Source organism: Motilimonas sp. 1_MG-2023, assembly GCF_030547455.1.
Taxonomy (GTDB): domain Bacteria; phylum Pseudomonadota; class Gammaproteobacteria; order Enterobacterales; family CBDFNC01; genus Motilimonas.
On the sequence record NZ_JAUOPX010000022.1, the window covers coordinates 13564 to 29891 of the forward strand.

At 43.6% G+C, this 16328-nt stretch carries 19 protein-coding genes and 1 riboswitch; of the genes, 8 read left to right on the forward strand and 11 right to left on the reverse strand.

Features of this window, described 5'->3' with window-relative positions:
* Positions 1-33: 33 nt before the first annotated feature.
* From Q4519_RS12575 to moaA, 6 genes are all read right to left on the reverse strand, one after another.
* The gene (locus tag Q4519_RS12575) at positions 34-609 is read right to left on the reverse strand and encodes a NapC/NirT family cytochrome c (protein ID WP_232803646.1); all 576 of its coding nucleotides are present in this window, start codon (positions 607-609) and stop codon (positions 34-36) included.
* 48 nt (positions 610-657) lie between these two features.
* A complete protein-coding gene (locus tag Q4519_RS12580) occupies positions 658-1149 on the reverse strand; it encodes a nitrate reductase cytochrome c-type subunit (protein WP_232803617.1) in 492 nt (163 codons plus the stop codon).
* A gap of 25 nt (positions 1150-1174) precedes the next feature.
* Positions 1175-3667 (reverse strand): nitrate reductase catalytic subunit NapA, encoded by a 2493-nt coding sequence (gene napA, locus Q4519_RS12585; RefSeq protein ID WP_303512708.1) that lies wholly within the window; start codon positions 3665-3667, stop codon positions 1175-1177.
* Positions 3664-3969, reverse strand: coding sequence for a chaperone NapD (locus Q4519_RS12590; protein ID WP_232803619.1), 306 nt, complete (start codon positions 3967-3969; stop codon positions 3664-3666). Before Q4519_RS12590 ends, napA begins: the two co-directional genes overlap by 4 nt.
* On the reverse strand, positions 3966-4451 hold the full coding sequence (gene napF / locus Q4519_RS12595; RefSeq protein WP_303512711.1) for a ferredoxin-type protein NapF: 486 nt from the start codon (positions 4449-4451) through the stop codon (positions 3966-3968). The genes Q4519_RS12590 and napF overlap by 4 nt, the downstream gene beginning before the upstream one ends.
* A gap of 271 nt (positions 4452-4722) precedes the next feature.
* Entirely contained in the window at positions 4723-5703 is a 981-nt protein-coding gene (gene moaA / locus Q4519_RS12600; RefSeq protein WP_303512713.1) for a GTP 3',8-cyclase MoaA, read from the reverse strand.
* Positions 5691-5827, reverse strand: a riboswitch (molybdenum cofactor riboswitch). Its footprint overlaps the gene before it by 13 nt.
* A 95-nt stretch (positions 5828-5922) precedes the next feature.
* Between moaA and narQ the strand changes: the two genes are divergently transcribed.
* The 3 genes from narQ to yvcK all read left to right on the forward strand — a co-directional run bounded on the left by narQ (position 5923) and on the right by yvcK (position 9348).
* On the forward strand, positions 5923-7659 hold the full coding sequence (gene narQ / locus Q4519_RS12605; RefSeq protein ID WP_303512715.1) for a nitrate/nitrite two-component system sensor histidine kinase NarQ: 1737 nt from the start codon (positions 5923-5925) through the stop codon (positions 7657-7659).
* Complete coding sequence (gene narL / locus Q4519_RS12610) at positions 7646-8284, forward strand: two-component system response regulator NarL (protein ID WP_232803623.1); 639 nt, start codon at positions 7646-7648, stop codon at positions 8282-8284. The genes narQ and narL overlap by 14 nt, the downstream gene beginning before the upstream one ends.
* 134 nt (positions 8285-8418) lie before the next feature.
* Positions 8419-9348, forward strand: coding sequence for a uridine diphosphate-N-acetylglucosamine-binding protein YvcK (gene yvcK / locus Q4519_RS12615; protein WP_303512721.1), 930 nt, complete (start codon positions 8419-8421; stop codon positions 9346-9348).
* Here the strand turns inward: yvcK and Q4519_RS12620 are convergent.
* From Q4519_RS12620 to Q4519_RS12630, 3 genes are all read right to left on the reverse strand, one after another.
* Entirely contained in the window at positions 9311-9526 is a 216-nt protein-coding gene (locus Q4519_RS12620; RefSeq protein WP_232803624.1) for a hypothetical protein, read from the reverse strand. The two genes, yvcK and Q4519_RS12620, sit on opposite strands and share 38 nt — an antisense overlap.
* Positions 9527-9696: 170 nt before the next feature.
* On the reverse strand, positions 9697-10452 hold the full coding sequence (locus Q4519_RS12625; protein WP_303512804.1) for a Nif3-like dinuclear metal center hexameric protein: 756 nt from the start codon (positions 10450-10452) through the stop codon (positions 9697-9699).
* Positions 10453-10546: 94 nt separating this feature from the next.
* Positions 10547-10747: a DUF2517 family protein gene (locus tag Q4519_RS12630; protein WP_232803625.1), complete on the reverse strand. Its 201-nt coding sequence runs from the start codon at positions 10745-10747 to the stop codon at positions 10547-10549.
* Positions 10748-10968: 221 nt separating this feature from the next.
* Between Q4519_RS12630 and Q4519_RS12635 the strand changes: the two genes are divergently transcribed.
* From Q4519_RS12635 to Q4519_RS12655, 5 genes are read left to right on the forward strand one after another with little or no spacing between them, the layout of a single operon-like run.
* On the forward strand, positions 10969-11340 hold the full coding sequence (locus Q4519_RS12635) for a type IV pilin protein (RefSeq protein ID WP_232803626.1): 372 nt from the start codon (positions 10969-10971) through the stop codon (positions 11338-11340).
* Between the two features lie 19 nt (positions 11341-11359).
* Positions 11360-11803, forward strand: coding sequence for a GspH/FimT family pseudopilin (locus Q4519_RS12640; protein ID WP_303512730.1), 444 nt, complete (start codon positions 11360-11362; stop codon positions 11801-11803).
* A complete protein-coding gene (locus Q4519_RS12645; protein WP_232803627.1) occupies positions 11803-12207 on the forward strand; it encodes a prepilin-type N-terminal cleavage/methylation domain-containing protein in 405 nt (134 codons plus the stop codon). The genes Q4519_RS12640 and Q4519_RS12645 overlap by 1 nt, the downstream gene beginning before the upstream one ends.
* A 9-nt stretch (positions 12208-12216) precedes the next feature.
* Complete coding sequence (locus Q4519_RS12650; protein WP_303512732.1) at positions 12217-12759, forward strand: PilW family protein; 543 nt, start codon at positions 12217-12219, stop codon at positions 12757-12759.
* An 18-nt stretch (positions 12760-12777) separates the two neighbouring features.
* On the forward strand, positions 12778-14403 hold the full coding sequence (locus Q4519_RS12655) for a hypothetical protein (protein ID WP_303512735.1): 1626 nt from the start codon (positions 12778-12780) through the stop codon (positions 14401-14403).
* Between the two features lie 84 nt (positions 14404-14487).
* Here the strand turns inward: Q4519_RS12655 and Q4519_RS12660 are convergent, their stop codons facing one another.
* Together Q4519_RS12660 and Q4519_RS12665 are read right to left on the reverse strand one after the other, a co-directional pair.
* A complete protein-coding gene (locus Q4519_RS12660) occupies positions 14488-14961 on the reverse strand; it encodes a response regulator (RefSeq protein ID WP_232803630.1) in 474 nt (157 codons plus the stop codon).
* A complete protein-coding gene (locus Q4519_RS12665) occupies positions 14948-16327 on the reverse strand; it encodes an ATP-binding protein (protein ID WP_303512736.1) in 1380 nt (459 codons plus the stop codon). The genes Q4519_RS12660 and Q4519_RS12665 overlap by 14 nt, the downstream gene beginning before the upstream one ends.
* Between the last annotated feature and the right edge of the window lies 1 nt (position 16328).

The window sequence follows — 16328 nt, forward strand, 5'->3', positions numbered from 1 at the left end:
CCTCTTAGTTTTATAAAATAAAAAGCTAAGCCGTTAATGCCAACCCTCTACACCTGTCATATCGGGTAATTTATGAGCGATACCTTTATGACAATCGATACAGGTTTTATCGCCATTAGCAAGGGCTGTTGAGTGCATTTTCACGCTCCGCTGACCTTGCTCTGAAAAATCCATAAAGGCAAATTCATGGCAATTACGACACTCCTGCGAGTTGTTCTTTTTCATTCGGGCCCATTCACGATCGGCCAAATGACGACGACGTTGATAGAACTTCTCTGGCGTATCAATAGTGCCCATGGCAAAAGCCACCAGCTCTTTACTGGCTTGAACCTTACGGATCATCTTATCTGTCCAATTATGCGGTACGTGACAATCAGAGCAAATAGCCCGTACACCAGAGCGGTTTGAATAGTGAATTGTCTCTTTAATCTCTTCAACAATCGGTGCGTGACAGCTAGAACAAAATGCTTCGGTATTCGTCGCTTCCATCCCAGTATTGAAGCCGCCCCAAAAAATGATACCGCCAAAAAAACCTAAAAAGAGAATGAAGCCTAATGATGCCGAACTAGGCGAGCGCATCAGCAACCAGATATGACTTAACCATGCCATTAATTTTTTAAACATAATACCCCCTATCAACGTTGTAATGATTGACCACTATTTAAGGGCATCCACAGGTTTAAAATTATTTTTAACCAAAGGCTTGGCATCGGCTTGTGGCACATGACATTGCAAACAGAAATACCGCCTTGGTGATACATCAGACAAGGTCATCCCTTCCCGCGTTTCAAAATGGGTCGGGCTGATTTTGGTTGCACCCGACTCAGGTGCATTTTTCCAGCTATGGCAGGACAGGCACTTATTGGCATTAAGGTCGACTTCGTAGTGTCGAATTGAATGTGGGATCACAGGCGGCTGGTGCACATATTGACGACTAATCGGGTCACGATCGGTAATAACTTTCTTTAATTCTTCTGGCTGCTGTTGCGTGTTGAGCTCAACATTGCCTCGTAACGAAGTGATACCACCATTATTGGTTACTACAGTTTCGGCTTGTTGAGCGTCAGTTTCAGCGCTAACTAAGGCCGTTGCACTTAACAAAGCACTGGCGCCAATAATACATAATGCCGCTATTGTTTGTTTTCTCATATTTTACTCTCCACCTTAAGCTTGATTAGGCTTTAACAATTTTGACCGCGCACTTTTTATAATCCGTCTCTTTTGATAACGGATCGGTGGCGTCTAGCGTTAATTTATTAGTCAACTGCTTGGCATCAAACCAAGGCATAAAGACTAAGCCTTCGGGTGGGCGATTACGGCCGCGGGTTTCCACACGAGAGCGCAATTCACCGCGGCGCGAACTCACTATAATTTCATCACCACGACGTAAATTGCGTTTTTCTGCATCGTTGGGATGCATAAAGATCACCGCATCAGGAAAGGCGCGATACAACTCAGGTACGCGACGTGTCATTGAGCCTGAATGCCAATGCTCTAATACACGACCTGTGCTTAACCATAGGTCAAACTCTTGATCTGGCGCTTCCGCAGCTGGCTCAAATGGCGTGGCAATAATAAACGCCTTACCATCAGGTTTACCGTAAAAATCAACCCCCTTACCTTTGCCGACATAAGGGTCATAACCTTCACGGTAACGCCACAAGGTTTCTTTGCCATCCACCACGGGCCAGCGTAAACCATGAGCTTGGTGATACATATCAAATGGCGCTAAATCATGACCATGACCTCGACCAAACGCTGCATATTCTTCAAACAATCCTTTTTGGACATAGAAACCAAAATGGCGAGCTTCGTCGTTTAAACGTGCTTCTGGCACTTCATCTAAACCAAATTTATCAACATTGCCGTTACGATATAAAATATCGTATAAGGTCTTACCTCGCAGTTCCGGCTGCTTTGCAATCAACGCTTGCGGCCACACTTCTTCCACTTTAAAACGTTTAGAAAACTCCATTAATTGCCACAGATCCGATTTAGCGTCGCCCGGAGCCTCCACCTGTTGATGCCAAAACTGGGTACGACGCTCAGCATTGCCGTAGGCTCCTTCTTTTTCGACCCACATCGCCGTAGGCAAAATCAGATCAGAGGCTTGCGCGGTAACCGTTGGATAAGGGTCGCTGCAAACAATAAAATTTTCTGGATTTCGATAGCCCGGCAACCCTTCTTCATTCATGTTAGGCGCGGCCTGCATATTGTTATTACACATCACCCAATAAGCATTTAACTTACCGTCTTTTAACATGCGATTTTGCAGCACCGCGTGATAGCCAGGTTGCGCAGGAATGGTGCCTTCAGGCAGTTTCCAAATTTTTTCCGCAGTGGCGCGATGCTTAGGGTTAGTAACAACTAAATCAGCCGGCAAACGATGTGCAAACGTGCCAACCTCACGCGCAGTGCCACAGGCAGAAGGTTGACCCGTTAGTGAGAATGGACTGTTGCCCGGCTCTGAAATCTTACCTGTCAATAAATGTATGTTATAGACCGAGTTATTCGCCCAAACACCACGCGTGTGCTGGTTAAAACCCATGGTCCAAAATGAAGTTACTTTTTGATTTGGGTCAGCATAGGATTGTGCCAAAGCTTCTAGCTTTTCAGCGGGTACGCCAGAAAGTTCCACCGCCTTTTCTAGGGTATATTCGGACAAAAAGCGTTTGTATTCTTCAAATGTCATGTCAGACATGGCACCACTGTCTGGATTTTTCGCGGCTTGCTGTAAAGGGTGTTCGGGCCGTAAACCATAGCCTATATCGGTGGTGCCGCGCTTAAATACCGTGTGTTTATTTACAAAATCCCAATTTACTTTATCGTTTTGAATGATGTAGTTAGCAATATAATTGAGAATTGCGAGATCAGACTGAGGGGTAAAAACCATACCGTTATCAGCCAGTTCAAAACTACGGTGTTGAAAAGTGGACAATACATGGACTTTAACGTGAGGATTGGCTAATCGGCGGTCGGTTAGGCGCGACCATAAGATGGGATGCATCTCCGCCATATTAGAGCCCCACAATACAAACGTGTCGGCCGCCTCTAAATCATCATAACAGCCCATAGGTTCATCAATGCCAAAAGTGCGCATAAAACCGACCACAGCGGAGGCCATGCAGTGGCGTGCGTTGGGATCGATATTGTTGGACAAAAAGCCCGCTTTCATTAATTTCGCGGCGGCGTAACCTTCCCAAACCGTCCATTGACCAGAGCCAAACATCCCCACAGATGTTGGCCCCTTATCTTTAATCGCTTGTTTGAACTTGTCCGCCATGACATCAAAAGCCTGATCCCAACTAACAGGCGTAAAATCCCCATTTTTATGGTATTTTCCCGCTTTCATCCGCAACAGTGGCGTTGTTAATCGGTCATTACCGTACATTATCTTGGATAAAAAATAGCCTTTAATACAGTTTAGTCCTTTGTTAACTTCAGAGTCTGGGTCTCCTTGAGTTGCTACGACTCGCCCCTCTTGGGTTCCCACCATGACACTGCAGCCTGTACCGCAAAACCGACAAGGCGCTTTTTCCCATTTTATTTTGGTGGCATCTTTACTGGCGATCAAATTAGTTGCTGAGACAGGTAATGCAATGCCAGCAACGGCGGCAGCAGAAGCTGCAGCATTAGCTTTTACAAACGCGCGTCTGGTTAGTTTCATAGTTTGTTGTCCTCACATTGCACATCTAATTTTTCAAATTGGTGGTACACCATAGAGGCGTTGATAACACCTGCTATGTTGTTTAACTTTTCAACTGTTTCTAATATGTGGTTTTTACCAACACTCTCTATTACCACCACCAGCTTGCCACCTTCTTGGGCATATATTTCGGCTTCTTTAAGCTGTTCAATATCAGCAACAACCTGAGCCACTCGCTCAGGGTTACAGTGAACAACTAGACTAGAAATGTGGCATTCTTGTGGCTGCATGTATTCTTTACTCACTGGTTGTTTTTGATTCATTTCATGTGTTCAGCCACTGTAATCGCACTGACAGGACACGGCGCAACACAAGCGCCACAGCCACTACAATTGGCTAAATCAATTTCAGGTGTTGCACTGAGGCCGGGCTTAAAACTAATGGCTTGTTGATCGCAATGCTCGCTGCAACTGCGGCAGTAGACTTGTTGATTAGCAAGACAAGTTTCTTGAATAGTGGCGCTGAGTTGCCAAGGTGAACGCTGCGATAAATCGAATAAAGGCTCAGGACAGACAATGGCGCACTGTTGGCAAAAAGTGCATTCACCACGAGAGAAATCAATGGTTGGAAACCCGCCATCACCTTTAACAATTACCTTCGTTTCGCAAGCATCCACACACTTACCGCAGCGGGTACAATCATCAATAAATACCCGACTTTTATCTAACCAAGGCAACTCGGTTAGTGATGCACCTTGGCCGCGTAAAAAGCGTCGTTTAAGTTGATCTGGTTGGTTCGCCATCATTGTTAATCTCGTCGGTCATCCAACCAATTAAAGATGAATGTAGACCTTGATGGGCTAACTCGATATACCTAGCAGGGGGTAAAAAGATAGTGGAGTTGTGCTAGATCAATAACTGAGTACGACTTAGCTCACATTAATGGGAACAATTTTGAAGATTAATGATGGCATACCAATAGGTATAAAAAGATATCGCGATACTAAACAATATAATATGTTGCTGATTTAATACGGCCATATAATGAAAAGTGACAGACTCAGGCTAGAAACAACATTACCCGCCAATTGAGGCAAGATGAACAGTACCACCTAGCTCTCCTTGCTGCAGAAAGTGGCTGGTTCGTTTGGTTTTAAGGGCTTCCATTAACCTTTGTTGCAATGCCTCGCTATGCTCACTTGTTTGCAATAAATCGCGGAGTTCCGTCCCTTGCTCGCCAAATAAACACAAATGTAAACGCCCTAAAGATGACACTCTTAGACGATTACAGCTATCGCAAAAATGCGATTCGTAAGGCATGATCAAACCAATTTCGCCGCTGTAATCAGAATGGCAAAAAACGCGCGCGGGCCCGTCAGTGGCCTGACGCACCTTTTCAACCCAGCCTTGGTTGATTAATTGTTTCATGATCACCGAGCCAGAGATATGATGGGCTTGAAATAAAGCGTGATTATCACCCGTCTGCATTAATTCAATAAATCGCAACTGAATATTTCGCGGCTTGATCCAAGCTAAGAAGGTGTCTAATTCATGAGCATTTAGCCTTTTCATTAACACTGTATTGACTTTAACTTGGCTAAAACCCGCTGCAAATGCCGCATCGATACCGGCCATCACTCTAGTGAGTAGATTCTCACCGGTAATTTGATGAAACATATTGGCATCCAGACTATCCATACTGACATTAATGGCATCTAAACCCGCAGCTTTCCAATCAGCAACCGATTTCGCCATACGAAAGCCATTGGTTGTGGTGGCTACTTTTTCGATGCCTTGCGTATTTTTAACCGTTTCTATAATGTCTGCGAAATCACGACGCAGTGAGGGCTCACCACCAGTGATCCGCACTTTCTTGGTGCCTAGCTGGGCAAATCCTTGAACCAAATTGCTAATTTCTACCAAGCTAAGAAACTGTTTCTTATGCTCACGGTGATAGCCATTGGGCAAGCAATAGGTACATTTAAAATTACAGACATCTGTAACCGACAGCCGCAAGTATTCAAACTTACGCTGAAATTGATCAACAAGTTTTGACATAAACGCCTTTCCAAATTCGGGAGGCTAAACCATTTCTGCTTTAACCCTTCTCAGTACATAACTGAAGCGGTCTTATCATCGTATCTTCGACTTAGACGAAAAAGACTCGGTGTTCATTTATAATTGGGTATAACAGATATTGGCGCTAGTTCCCAGCAAACTGACTAGGAATTGCGTAAAATAGGCCTTATCACCCGACTTTCTATCCATAAAGTGATAATGAAAATTCGTCAGTTTAACCAATCTGCAACGTCGACATTACGCCAAGCATTAATTTTTATTTTTGGCCTTTCACTGCTTCAAGCCATGCTAACCCTGAGTGTAGAAAGCACCAATTTGAAAGATGCTAATATGGTCAACGTTGCTGGCTCACTGCGAATGCAAAGTTATCGCATCGCTCATGCCCTAACGACCCCCCACAGCACCATTGAACCTAAAATAGTGGAATTTGAAACCTCCCTATTTGGCGCTGCTCTCGCTGGTTTAAATACTTGGTATTATCCTGATGAAGTATCCCATCATTATTATCAAGTGGTGGTGCAGTGGCAAAAAATGCGCCAGTTACTAGAAGCGAATAAAGCACAAACCTACCATGACAATTTAATCAGCTTTGTTGCTCAGATCGATACCTTTGTACTTACATTGCAAAACTACTCTGAGAATAAAGTTCGCTTTCTTTTTATTGCCCAAAGTATCGGTTTAGTCGTCATTCTTTTAATATGCTCATACTTAATGGGCTTTATGCGACAGCGTATTGTTAAACCGTTACATCAACTGATGGCCGCCACCGAACAGATTAAAAACCGTCAGTTTGATGTCAATTTCCCGCAGTCAAAAGATCAAGAAATTGGCACACTTACACAAGCACTCCACCATATGGCCGAAGAGTTAAAACAACTCTACCTAGAGATGGAAGGTAAAGTTAATCTGAAAACACAAGAGCTGGCCAAAGCCAACCAAACTGTCAGCTTCTTATACAATATTTCGCAGCAGCTTAATGTCGCCGAGCTGACCGAGAAAGATATTATCCAAGTATTGGATCAATTGGTTTACCAACAACTGCTCAAATCAGCACGATTATGCTTTGCTGTTAAACAAGAAGCTTATCGGACCCTTTATAGTAACTCCGCTTGGGATCATGACAATTTGGCAGTCACTTGCTTAGAGATTAATCCATCGTCACAAAGTCAAAGTAATTCAGTGCAGTTACAAGTCCAAAAAAATGCTCATGTTGATATGATAGTACTTGAAAGCTTTGCTTTTTTACTCGGGCAAGCATTAAAACAGCAAGACATCATGCTGCAAAGTCAACGGATGGCATTAATGGAAGAAAGAGGGGTTATTGCTCGAGAGCTGCACGACTCAATAGCACAATCGCTGTCTTTTTTAAGGATCCAGTGCACCCTTTTAAAGCGCCAAATTAACTTAGAGCCTAATTTAACTGCTGCGCTTACTATTACCAATGAAATCGATCTAGGCGTTGCCAACGCCTATAAACAGCTACGAGAATTACTCAGCACTTTTCGCCTTAAAGTCGGCGAGGCTGATCTGTCGGCCGCTTTAACTACTATGATCGAGCAACTCAAACCGCAAACGCCTGCTACGATTTCATTAAGTTATGAAATCAACGATTACCATCTTAATGCTGGACAATACATTCACATCTTACAAATCATTCGAGAAGCCGTACTAAATAGCATCAAGCATGCTAATGCGAGTCAAATATCTGTAAACTGTGTTTATGATAATACCCATCATATTTTAATAAAAGTCTGTGACAATGGACACGGATTGCCAGAAGTAACTGAAAAACAAAATCATTATGGACTAAACATAATGAAAGAGCGGGCAACTAAGTTGCAAGGTCAACTCAGTATTGCCAATACAGCAGAGGGCGTTTGTGTTTTATTGCACTTTCCCATAACTAAAACCGAGTACTCATATGGAAGCAAATAAACTTTCCGTTATCGTTGTTGACGATCATCCTTTAATGCGTAAGGGTATTGTTCAATTGTTGTCTTTAGATCCTGACATTTTAGTCACGGGCGAAGCCAGCAATGGCACCCAAGCAATTGCGATGATAAAACAACATGAGCCGGACCTTATCTTACTCGATCTTAATATGAAGGGAATGTCAGGGCTTGAAACTCTCAAAGCACTGCGCGAAGAAGGTATCGACTCTCGGATCATCATACTTACAGTATCAGATGCCAAACAAGATGTAATTGCCTTGGTTAATCAAGGTGCCGATGGCTATTTATTGAAGGATACTGAGCCAGAGGATTTGCTTGTTCAATTAAAGTTGGCCGCCACTGGTGCGCAAGTGTTTAGTGAAGGGATCACTGAATACCTCAGTTGCCTAGAAGAAGACAACAACTACCAAGCCAAGGTGGATTCACTGACCAAAAGAGAATTACAAATACTACAACAAATAGCAAAAGGACAAAGTAACAAAGAAATTGCGGATCAATTACATATTTCAGAAGGAACAGTAAAGGTTCATGTAAAAAGCTTATTGAAAAAATGCGAGGCTAAATCACGAGTTGAAGCGGCAGTCATGTACTTAGAAATACAGCACTAAATAATGATTTCATATAGTTACTTCATCTTTATCAGCAGATAGAAACGAGTAGCGAAGGAATAGCAGCAAATAAGTTTGCATATGTAAAGTTGATAAGATAATTTCTCTGCTCAATTTGGAGTTTAAATGTGCTTATGCCGGAACATTCATTGCAACAATTTAGTCAAGTCGTCGCCATTGGTGGTGGCCATGGTTTAGGTCGATTACTGTCTTCTTTATCCTATTTAGGACCAAAATTAACGGGCATTGTCACCACTACAGACAATGGTGGGTCGACCGGTAGGATCAGGCAAAGTGAAGACTGCATTGCATGGGGTGATTTACGAAATTGTATTAACCAATTAGTTCCTGAGCCCAGTATTGGTAGCATGTTATTTGAATATCGTTTTCCTGGTAAGGGTGAGTTTTCTGGCCATAACTTGGGTAATCTCATGCTATTGGCTTTAGATCAATTATCCATAAGGCCCGTTGATGCTATCAAGCTTATCTCTAATATGCTCAAGGTAAGCAGCCAAATTTTACCCATGGCGGAACAGCCCGCAGATCTAATGGCCATGTGTAGCCAAGGGAAAAACTACCATGGTGAAGTGTTAGTTGATCAAATGCAAAGCTTCCCAAGCCAGCTAGCGATTAGTCCTAATGTTTGTGCAACACCGGAAGCCATTGCCGCCATTGAGCAGGCTGAACTGATTTTACTGGGGCCGGGATCATTCTTAACCAGTATCATGCCGCCTTTATTACTGCCTGATTTGCAAACAGCATTGAGAAAAAGCCAAGCAAAAGTGATTTTTATCGCGAATTTGGTACCGGAATTAAGCCCCGCAGATCAATTAAGCTTAAATCAACAACTTAATTGGTGTGAAGCGCAAATGGATATGCAATTTATCGATTATGTCATTTTGCCTTATGGCAGCGAGCCATTAACCGATTATCAAATGTTTTATGCTGATTTAGCCGAAACCGAGATTGTTCATCGGCACGATCGCGATAAGCTCAGCAAAGCCATTGAAAACGTGGTCAGCCTATTTAGTTGCAATTCACTAAACTCGGGTAAGCCACTTTAAAGCTTAGTGGCTCTTGTAACATTAATACTCGAATGAAATTGACCAAAGCAAGTAACCAAAAGCGCACCAAGGAAGGTCGCGATCGGAATTGAACGTCAAACTGCCAAACTTGATGTACCGCCATCATCACCAGCATTAAGCTAGTTAACGTAAAGCCGATAAATATCTGCATATCCATCACTCACCCACCTGAAACAATAAACTAACATTTTATTAACATTGCAATTTAATGTTACGCTGGCAAGAAAGGAAATATTGCTTTGCTAGCAATATCACATTAGCGGATGCTGTTTTACCTTATTTGAACCACGCTGCCTGAGCTATCCCATCACGATAGGCCAAAGAGCCTTAGACCGGATTATTGATCTCAACATACTCAACATCGAGGCCATAGTTTTCTGCTAGCCACTCGCCCACCGCTTGCACACCATAACGTTCGGTGGCATGGTGGCCTGCACTATAATAATGAATATTCATTTCCCGTGCGGTATAAACGGTACGCTCCGATACCTCGCCACTAATAAACGCATCAATACCTTGGCTGGCAGCAAGATCAATATAGTTTTGTCCGCCACCCGTACAAATGGCGACGGAGCGGATCTCTGGTTTGTTACCATCAATCCACAGCGGCTCACGCTCTAATGCCACATTCAAACGCTGACTCAGCTCTTGCGGAGTAATAGGCTCAGCGAACTTGCCGACTTGTGCAACACTGAGCGGATCCCAAGGCTCTAAACCACGACGTAATTTAATCCCTAAGCGCTGTGCTAACTGAGCGTTATTACCTAATTCAGGATGAACATCGAGGGGAAGATGATAAGCAAAAAGATTAATGTCATGTTTAAGTAGAGCAGCGATGCGCTCGCGTTTCATGCCCTTTAACACTTCTGGCTCACCTTTCCAAAAATAGCCATGGTGAACCAAAATAGCATCCGCTTGCTTGGCAATGGCAATATCAATCAGCTCTTGGCAAGCGGTAACACCTGTAACGACTTTTTGGATCTGAGATTTGCCTTCAATTTGCAAACCATTTGGACAATAGTCTTTAATTTTGTGCGGTGCGAGTAACTGGTTGAGCGCCCCTTCCATTTTAGTTGAACTAATAGCCACGCGGTCTCTCCTCAATACATCATCAAATAACAAGCCGTCTATTTTATACGTAAAGGGAGCAAAGCGCAGTCATTGGTCAAACAAAAGCTTAAATAAACGGTCGCCCAACTTGCTCTGATTCTGCAATCCAAACAGGTTTATCACTGGTTTTCAGCCACATCTTAAATAGCACACTACTGTATTTGCCTGGTTGTTTAATAAAAGGCAATGCCGGTAGCAAAGCAATAAAACCTATCACCACTGCAACGCGGCGAGCAAACAGCTTAGCAACACCATAAGTTTGATACATAAACGAGCACCTTAGTGATTTAAAAAGACTCTTACATTGTATAAAAACCAAACTCATCCGACCAGTTGTTTTAATAAAAAAATGATCGTAAACAAAAAGTCAATAATGAGTAAGTATTAAATATAAATCACAAAGATTAATGATATTGGATGAACAAAGTGCAAGAATGCTTATACTATTTATAAGTAAGAAGTAAATGTGAAAGTAGAGACGGGTCTGATATGAAACGAAATGGCTTCACCCTCATTGAAGTGCTTATTGTGGTTGCCATTATCGGTATTTTGGCAGCAATTGCGCTGCCTTCGTATCATAAGCACGTATTGCAATCAAACCGCGTCGATGCACAAATGGCACTGACAGAAATGGCGCAAATTTTTGAGCGTAATTATGCACGTCAAGGTGTTTACCCTGTAGCCGTACCTAGCATTAACAAACCAGACAGTTACACCTTTAGCCTAACAGCATCTGCGGCCAATAACACTTTCACCCTAAAAGCTGCCCCGGACACCAACCAGTCGGCTGATGAATGTGGCACTTTAACCATCAATCAAGCTGGGGTGTTAAGCGCTGCCAAAGCCACTTGTTGGCGCTAAATTTAGCAAGGACGGTATGATGAAACAACAGGCAACGTTGGGGTTCAATCTAATCGAATTAATGGTCACTATTGCCATTGTGATGATCCTTGCATTAGTGGCAGTGCCTAGCTATCAGAGTGTTATCTCAACCGAGCGTTTTACCAGCGCGACCAATAATTTATATAACGCTTATCGGTTCAGCCGTAGTGAAGCGATAAAAACTGCCACACCGATCCAACTAAAACCAATTAATAACGATTGGGCTAACGGCTGGCAGGTACTCGACCTAAACAATAAGGTGCTACATGAAACAGGTGCTCCTCATTCAAGTATCAAGATCACAGGCAATGCAGTGAAAGTACTCGGTACCGGAGCACTGAATAGTGCAACGAGCTTTAGCATTAAAGATAAGACGTCAACACGTTACATATGCGTTCTTTCCAGTGGCCAAAGCCAACTGCAAGCAGGAGCGTGCAGCTAATGAAATTAATCGCTCAGCAACAAGGGTTTAGTTTATTTGAAGTGTTGATCGCGACGGTGGTCGCGGTGATTGCTCTGTTGGGCCTAGCTTTACTCGAAATAAAAATGCTGCAATCAGCACAGTCCAGTTTTCAATACACAGTATCGACTATCCGAGCGAATAACTTAGTCGATAGCATTTGGCTAGATTTATGTAATGCACAAACGGATCCTGCTCGGTACACCGCATTAGTTAGCAATTGGCAACAAAGTTTACCAAGTGGATACAGTGTTACAACCGACAAACCCGGCGTGAGTTTTGCGTTGAGTACAACAATAGAGCTCAATTGGCAAGACAGTAAAATAGCCGAGGCTGATAACAATAAGCTCACCCTACTTGCCAACTTCCCTGACGTTTGTAATTGAGGTCATACGATGAAGAAAATGACATCAACATCAGGATTCACACTCATAGAGCTACTCATTGCGATGTTGCTCGGCTTGGTGCTGGTATTGGCCTGCAGTAGCGTCTACGGCTCATTAAAAAACACGTTAAATACCACAAAAAGCTTGTCCGAAGCGCAAGAGTCACTGCGCGGCGCATTTAACTTAATATCGCGTAGCGTGCGCCAAGGCGACAGCATAGGCATTAGCACCTTAAATAGCCAAGGTGAGTTATTGGTTACTTATCAAGACATTAATATCGGCGACCAAGTGTTAAGTTGTTTAGGAAATACACGAAGTAATGGCACCAGCGATCGCTTTTATAGCGATGGTAAAGGCCTTTACTGTGATGATGGCATTGGCAATCAATTAATTGCCTTAAATGTCGAAAAATTTCAACTGCAAGCTGTCGGAACTGAAGGAGTTAACGTTTCGATAAAAGTAACAGGAATGCCCTCGAACATGGGCACAAACGGACTGACCTTTACTGTAGCACTGCGGCAAAAAATACTGGCGCGGATCACCGCCCCGTAAGAAACGCTGGAGTAAACTATGAACTATACGTCTAAAGCTGAACAAGGCTATGTGCTTGTTACCGTTTTGATCGTCACCATTGTCGCAACCCTTGTGGCCTTTGGTGGCATGTCAGAAAACCGCCTACAAGAACAAATCGGTGGTAACCAACAAAAAGAAATCAATGCCCGCATGATGGCGGAAAAAGGCATTTTTGCCACTTTTTCTTACATTGAGCAGCAAAATAAGTTGAATGTTGATTTAGATACCATTGCGACAGGAATAAAAACCCTAAAAGATGTTAGCGCTGGCGTTGAGGGAAGTTATGAACTGCTCCCTGCTGACGTCAAGGTAAACGGTGCCATGCTGAGCTTTATCAGCAAAGGGACTTATCGCGGTGCAACGGCATATTTAAATGCGCAAATCAATGTTTCTTCAATGCAAAATATTTTCGAAAATGGCGTAGTTGGCTGCGATGGCATTGCACTCTCTGGTAGCGGCAAAATTGATAGTTATCACTCCGGTAAAGGCCAATATGGCGGCGCTAATGTCGGCAAGAATGCCAGCGTTATGACCATTAACAGCAACGCAGATATCTCTCTTAGTGGTAATGCTCCCATCCATGGAGATATCAATGTTAATGGTGACTTTAGTAGCACTGGCTCTTCAGAGTTAATTGGTAATGTTAACGCTGCGGGCGACATTAAAGTATCTGGCGGCGGTAATAATCGTTTAACGGGCGATTTCAACGCTGGCGGTAACTTAGATGTCGCGGGACTAACCATTGGTGGTAATGGTGCAATCGCTGGTGATATTAAGTACCATTCAAATACTGATATCCAGGGCAGTCTAACCTATAACGGCAGTGATTTAACTGGCGGCGATCTCTCGTCAATCGCGCAATCAGTTATCAAAGCCGATCCTAACCTATCTCCTTTTATTGCCCCAGCTTGTGATCCTCTTGATATTACTAGCAAAATGACAGGATTTTCAAACTATACTAGTAATGGCGTGATGGATACCTCTGCTTGGCAAACAGCTGGTCGCCCCTATCAATTTACCCAAAGCACTGCCGAAATGTTTCAAAAACAGGGTAACAGTGGCGAGGTGATAGAAAAGGCGGCGCAAAACTTAGATGTCGAAGGCAACGGAAAACCTGTTCCAGTGCATGTATTTGACAGCCTATCCCTAAAAAATGGCCAGATTAATGTAACAGGTGATGTGGTTCTGGTGATAAAAGGCGATTTTAGTACCAGTGGCGGCGGCCCTAGAATTGATATTGCCGCGGGCAGCTCACTCACCCTTTATATTGAGGGGAAAGTTGATATCGGATCAACAGGGCAAGTTGTTGCCCAAGGCAGTATTACTGACTCTGGCAAGCCGCCTTTCTCGATTTTTTCATCTTACGAAAGCAGCCGCGCCAATGATTATGGTGTATCGCTTGCCGGGGCAACGGACATGTACGCCTCTGTTTATGCGCCATTGGCCAACATCAAAGCGACTGGCTCTGGCGATCTTTTGGGCGCTCTGCGGGGTAAAGAAGTTAAAATCAGTGGTGCTGGCGGCATGCATTATGATGAAGCTTTAGCCGATGTTGGCATAGCAACCAAAGACAAAAATGCAGCTTTTGCCTCTATGCGTTATTACTACCCAACTTATGAATGATATTTTATTTTGTTGTGGCGCTAGGTTTTATTAGCGTCACAACACTGTCCTATCTGCGTTATTTACCCCTAGACTCCCTTTTGCTCATTGGATTAGTTTGTAAAGGGTTGGCGCGTCTAATACTGCTAACCGGCTTTGATAATCCAGTCCTTGGCTAACTATATATTCGGTCAACAGCTGCTTACTAATGTGCAATAATTCTTCGCCATCCCACGCCTTTTCTAGGTAGTGATCAATATGTGCCTGATTAACGGCTTTAATGGTATCAGCATGAGTTGCAAGGCCTGTTAGTAAGATTTTCTTCACCTCTCTAAAGCGCGGATCATCCGCTATCTCCGTTAACAGCTGCACCCCGGTTTTAAGGGGCATCACATGATCAGATATCACCAACGCAACATGTTCCCCATCTGCGTCAAGCTCATCCATCAGCTCTTCACATTCAGCTGCCGACTCACACTCTTCAATATTAAAATGGTCTGCCAGTGGCGCTAAGTCTCGTACCACAGCAGAAAGCACTTCGCGTTGGTCATCAACACAAATAATGTTAATTGTTTCCATTATTCACCTCTATTGGTAAGAAAACCCTAAAGCAGGTCAGTCCAGGCTGACTGACTACTTCCAGCTCTCCTTGATAACTACTAATAATTCGTTGTGAAATCGACAACCCCAAGCCAAGACCAAATGAGAGTCCACCTTTTTTGGTGGTCATGTCTGGCTGGAAGATAGACTTCATCAAGTTAGGCGCAATTCCGGGGCCATTATCTTCTATTGATACTTGTATGAAGTGACCAGATAACAGCGTTTTAATACGGATCATTGGCGCGGAGTTAGGCTGACTCAAAAGCGCTTCATACGCATTTTTAATCAAGCTAACCCACACTTGCACCCACTCGGCATGGCTGGCGCACAATAAAGGTAACTGGCCGGCTTGAATACGAATATCAACTGAGCGGCAATGGCTGCTCATTAGGTCTAAGGCACAGTTTATGGTGTCATTAATGTCTACGCCGTATTTACGCTCCGTGTCTCCAGCCCCAAGTAAACGAACCGACTTAATGATCCCCGTGGCATGATTAACGGCCTGCTTTAACTCCTTAAAATCACGACCAAGTTGCCAATAATCAGCAAACTCATCTAAGCGCTTTAAAAAGCTTTTGCCAAGTGCAACTACCTCATCAGGGTGGGTAAAAATACGAGCTAGGGCTTTACCTTGATCGCGCTCAACACCTAAGGTTTGTTCAAAAACTTTACCGCGCGCGCGCACTAGCTTGCTATCAAGTCCCTGCTTACTATCAAGGCCGGCACGAAAATAATGGTGCTGAGTGGGAAAATGTTGCTCAAAGTGCCGATCCATAAAGCGCTCAAAATAAGCACTTTTTCCTGAAATGGCTCCCAATGCATTATTAAGTTCATGGGACAACCCTGACGCCAACTGACCGATGGTCGACATTTTTTCTGCTTGCATGGCGCGTTGCTGCGCCAAATTGTGCTCAACTTGTGCATGTATTGCTAGAATTTGCCGCTGAGAAAGCTCATTTACAATTACTGGCATAAATTGCTGCGCTAAGGGGCCAAACTCAGCTTCTTGCTTAACCTCAACGTGAGTATCAATATAGGCAAGTTCACTATCTTTACTCGCCACGACACGAAACCGAGCACAATAAGAGCCCGAGAAATAACTATGCACACCAGTAAAGGACGGTGGATTGGATTGATTTAATTCAAAAAACTCGCCATCGGGCTCGACTTGATAATAAGCCGTTAATTGTCCAGACAGTAATAGAAACAGTTTTTCATTCGCCTGCCCTTGCTCGAGTAACATCTCGCCTTTGTTTAGCCGAATTTGACGCTCAGGCTGATTAAAATAACAGCGTTGTAACCGCGATATGGTTGCGGCAATCTCGGGTGAAGGGTCGCTGTGCATG

Excerpts from the sequence above, each read along its gene's own strand:
- Q4519_RS12575 (WP_232803646.1), bottom strand. The coding sequence starts at position 609 with ATGGCATGGTTAAGTCATATCTGGTTGCTGATGCGCTCGCCTAGTTCG.
- Q4519_RS12580 (WP_232803617.1), bottom strand. The coding sequence starts at position 1,149 with ATGAGAAAACAAACAATAGCGGCATTATGTATTATTGGCGCCAGTGCT.
- napA (WP_303512708.1), bottom strand. The coding sequence starts at position 3,667 with ATGAAACTAACCAGACGCGCGTTTGTAAAAGCTAATGCTGCAGCTTCT.
- Q4519_RS12590 (WP_232803619.1), bottom strand. The coding sequence starts at position 3,969 with ATGAATCAAAAACAACCAGTGAGTAAAGAATACATGCAGCCACAAGAA.
- napF (WP_303512711.1), bottom strand. The coding sequence starts at position 4,451 with ATGATGGCGAACCAACCAGATCAACTTAAACGACGCTTTTTACGCGGC.
- moaA (WP_303512713.1), bottom strand. The coding sequence starts at position 5,703 with ATGTCAAAACTTGTTGATCAATTTCAGCGTAAGTTTGAATACTTGCGG.
- narQ (WP_303512715.1), top strand. The coding sequence starts at position 5,923 with ATGAAAATTCGTCAGTTTAACCAATCTGCAACGTCGACATTACGCCAA.
- narL (WP_232803623.1), top strand. The coding sequence starts at position 7,646 with ATGGAAGCAAATAAACTTTCCGTTATCGTTGTTGACGATCATCCTTTA.
- yvcK (WP_303512721.1), top strand. The coding sequence starts at position 8,419 with ATGCCGGAACATTCATTGCAACAATTTAGTCAAGTCGTCGCCATTGGT.
- Q4519_RS12620 (WP_232803624.1), bottom strand. The coding sequence starts at position 9,526 with ATGGATATGCAGATATTTATCGGCTTTACGTTAACTAGCTTAATGCTG.
- Q4519_RS12630 (WP_232803625.1), bottom strand. The coding sequence starts at position 10,747 with ATGTATCAAACTTATGGTGTTGCTAAGCTGTTTGCTCGCCGCGTTGCA.
- Q4519_RS12635 (WP_232803626.1), top strand. The coding sequence starts at position 10,969 with ATGAAACGAAATGGCTTCACCCTCATTGAAGTGCTTATTGTGGTTGCC.
- Q4519_RS12640 (WP_303512730.1), top strand. The coding sequence starts at position 11,360 with ATGAAACAACAGGCAACGTTGGGGTTCAATCTAATCGAATTAATGGTC.
- Q4519_RS12645 (WP_232803627.1), top strand. The coding sequence starts at position 11,803 with ATGAAATTAATCGCTCAGCAACAAGGGTTTAGTTTATTTGAAGTGTTG.
- Q4519_RS12650 (WP_303512732.1), top strand. The coding sequence starts at position 12,217 with ATGAAGAAAATGACATCAACATCAGGATTCACACTCATAGAGCTACTC.
- Q4519_RS12655 (WP_303512735.1), top strand. The coding sequence starts at position 12,778 with ATGAACTATACGTCTAAAGCTGAACAAGGCTATGTGCTTGTTACCGTT.
- Q4519_RS12660 (WP_232803630.1), bottom strand. The coding sequence starts at position 14,961 with ATGGAAACAATTAACATTATTTGTGTTGATGACCAACGCGAAGTGCTT.
- Q4519_RS12665 (WP_303512736.1), bottom strand. The coding sequence starts at position 16,327 with ATGCACAGCGACCCTTCACCCGAGATTGCCGCAACCATATCGCGGTTA.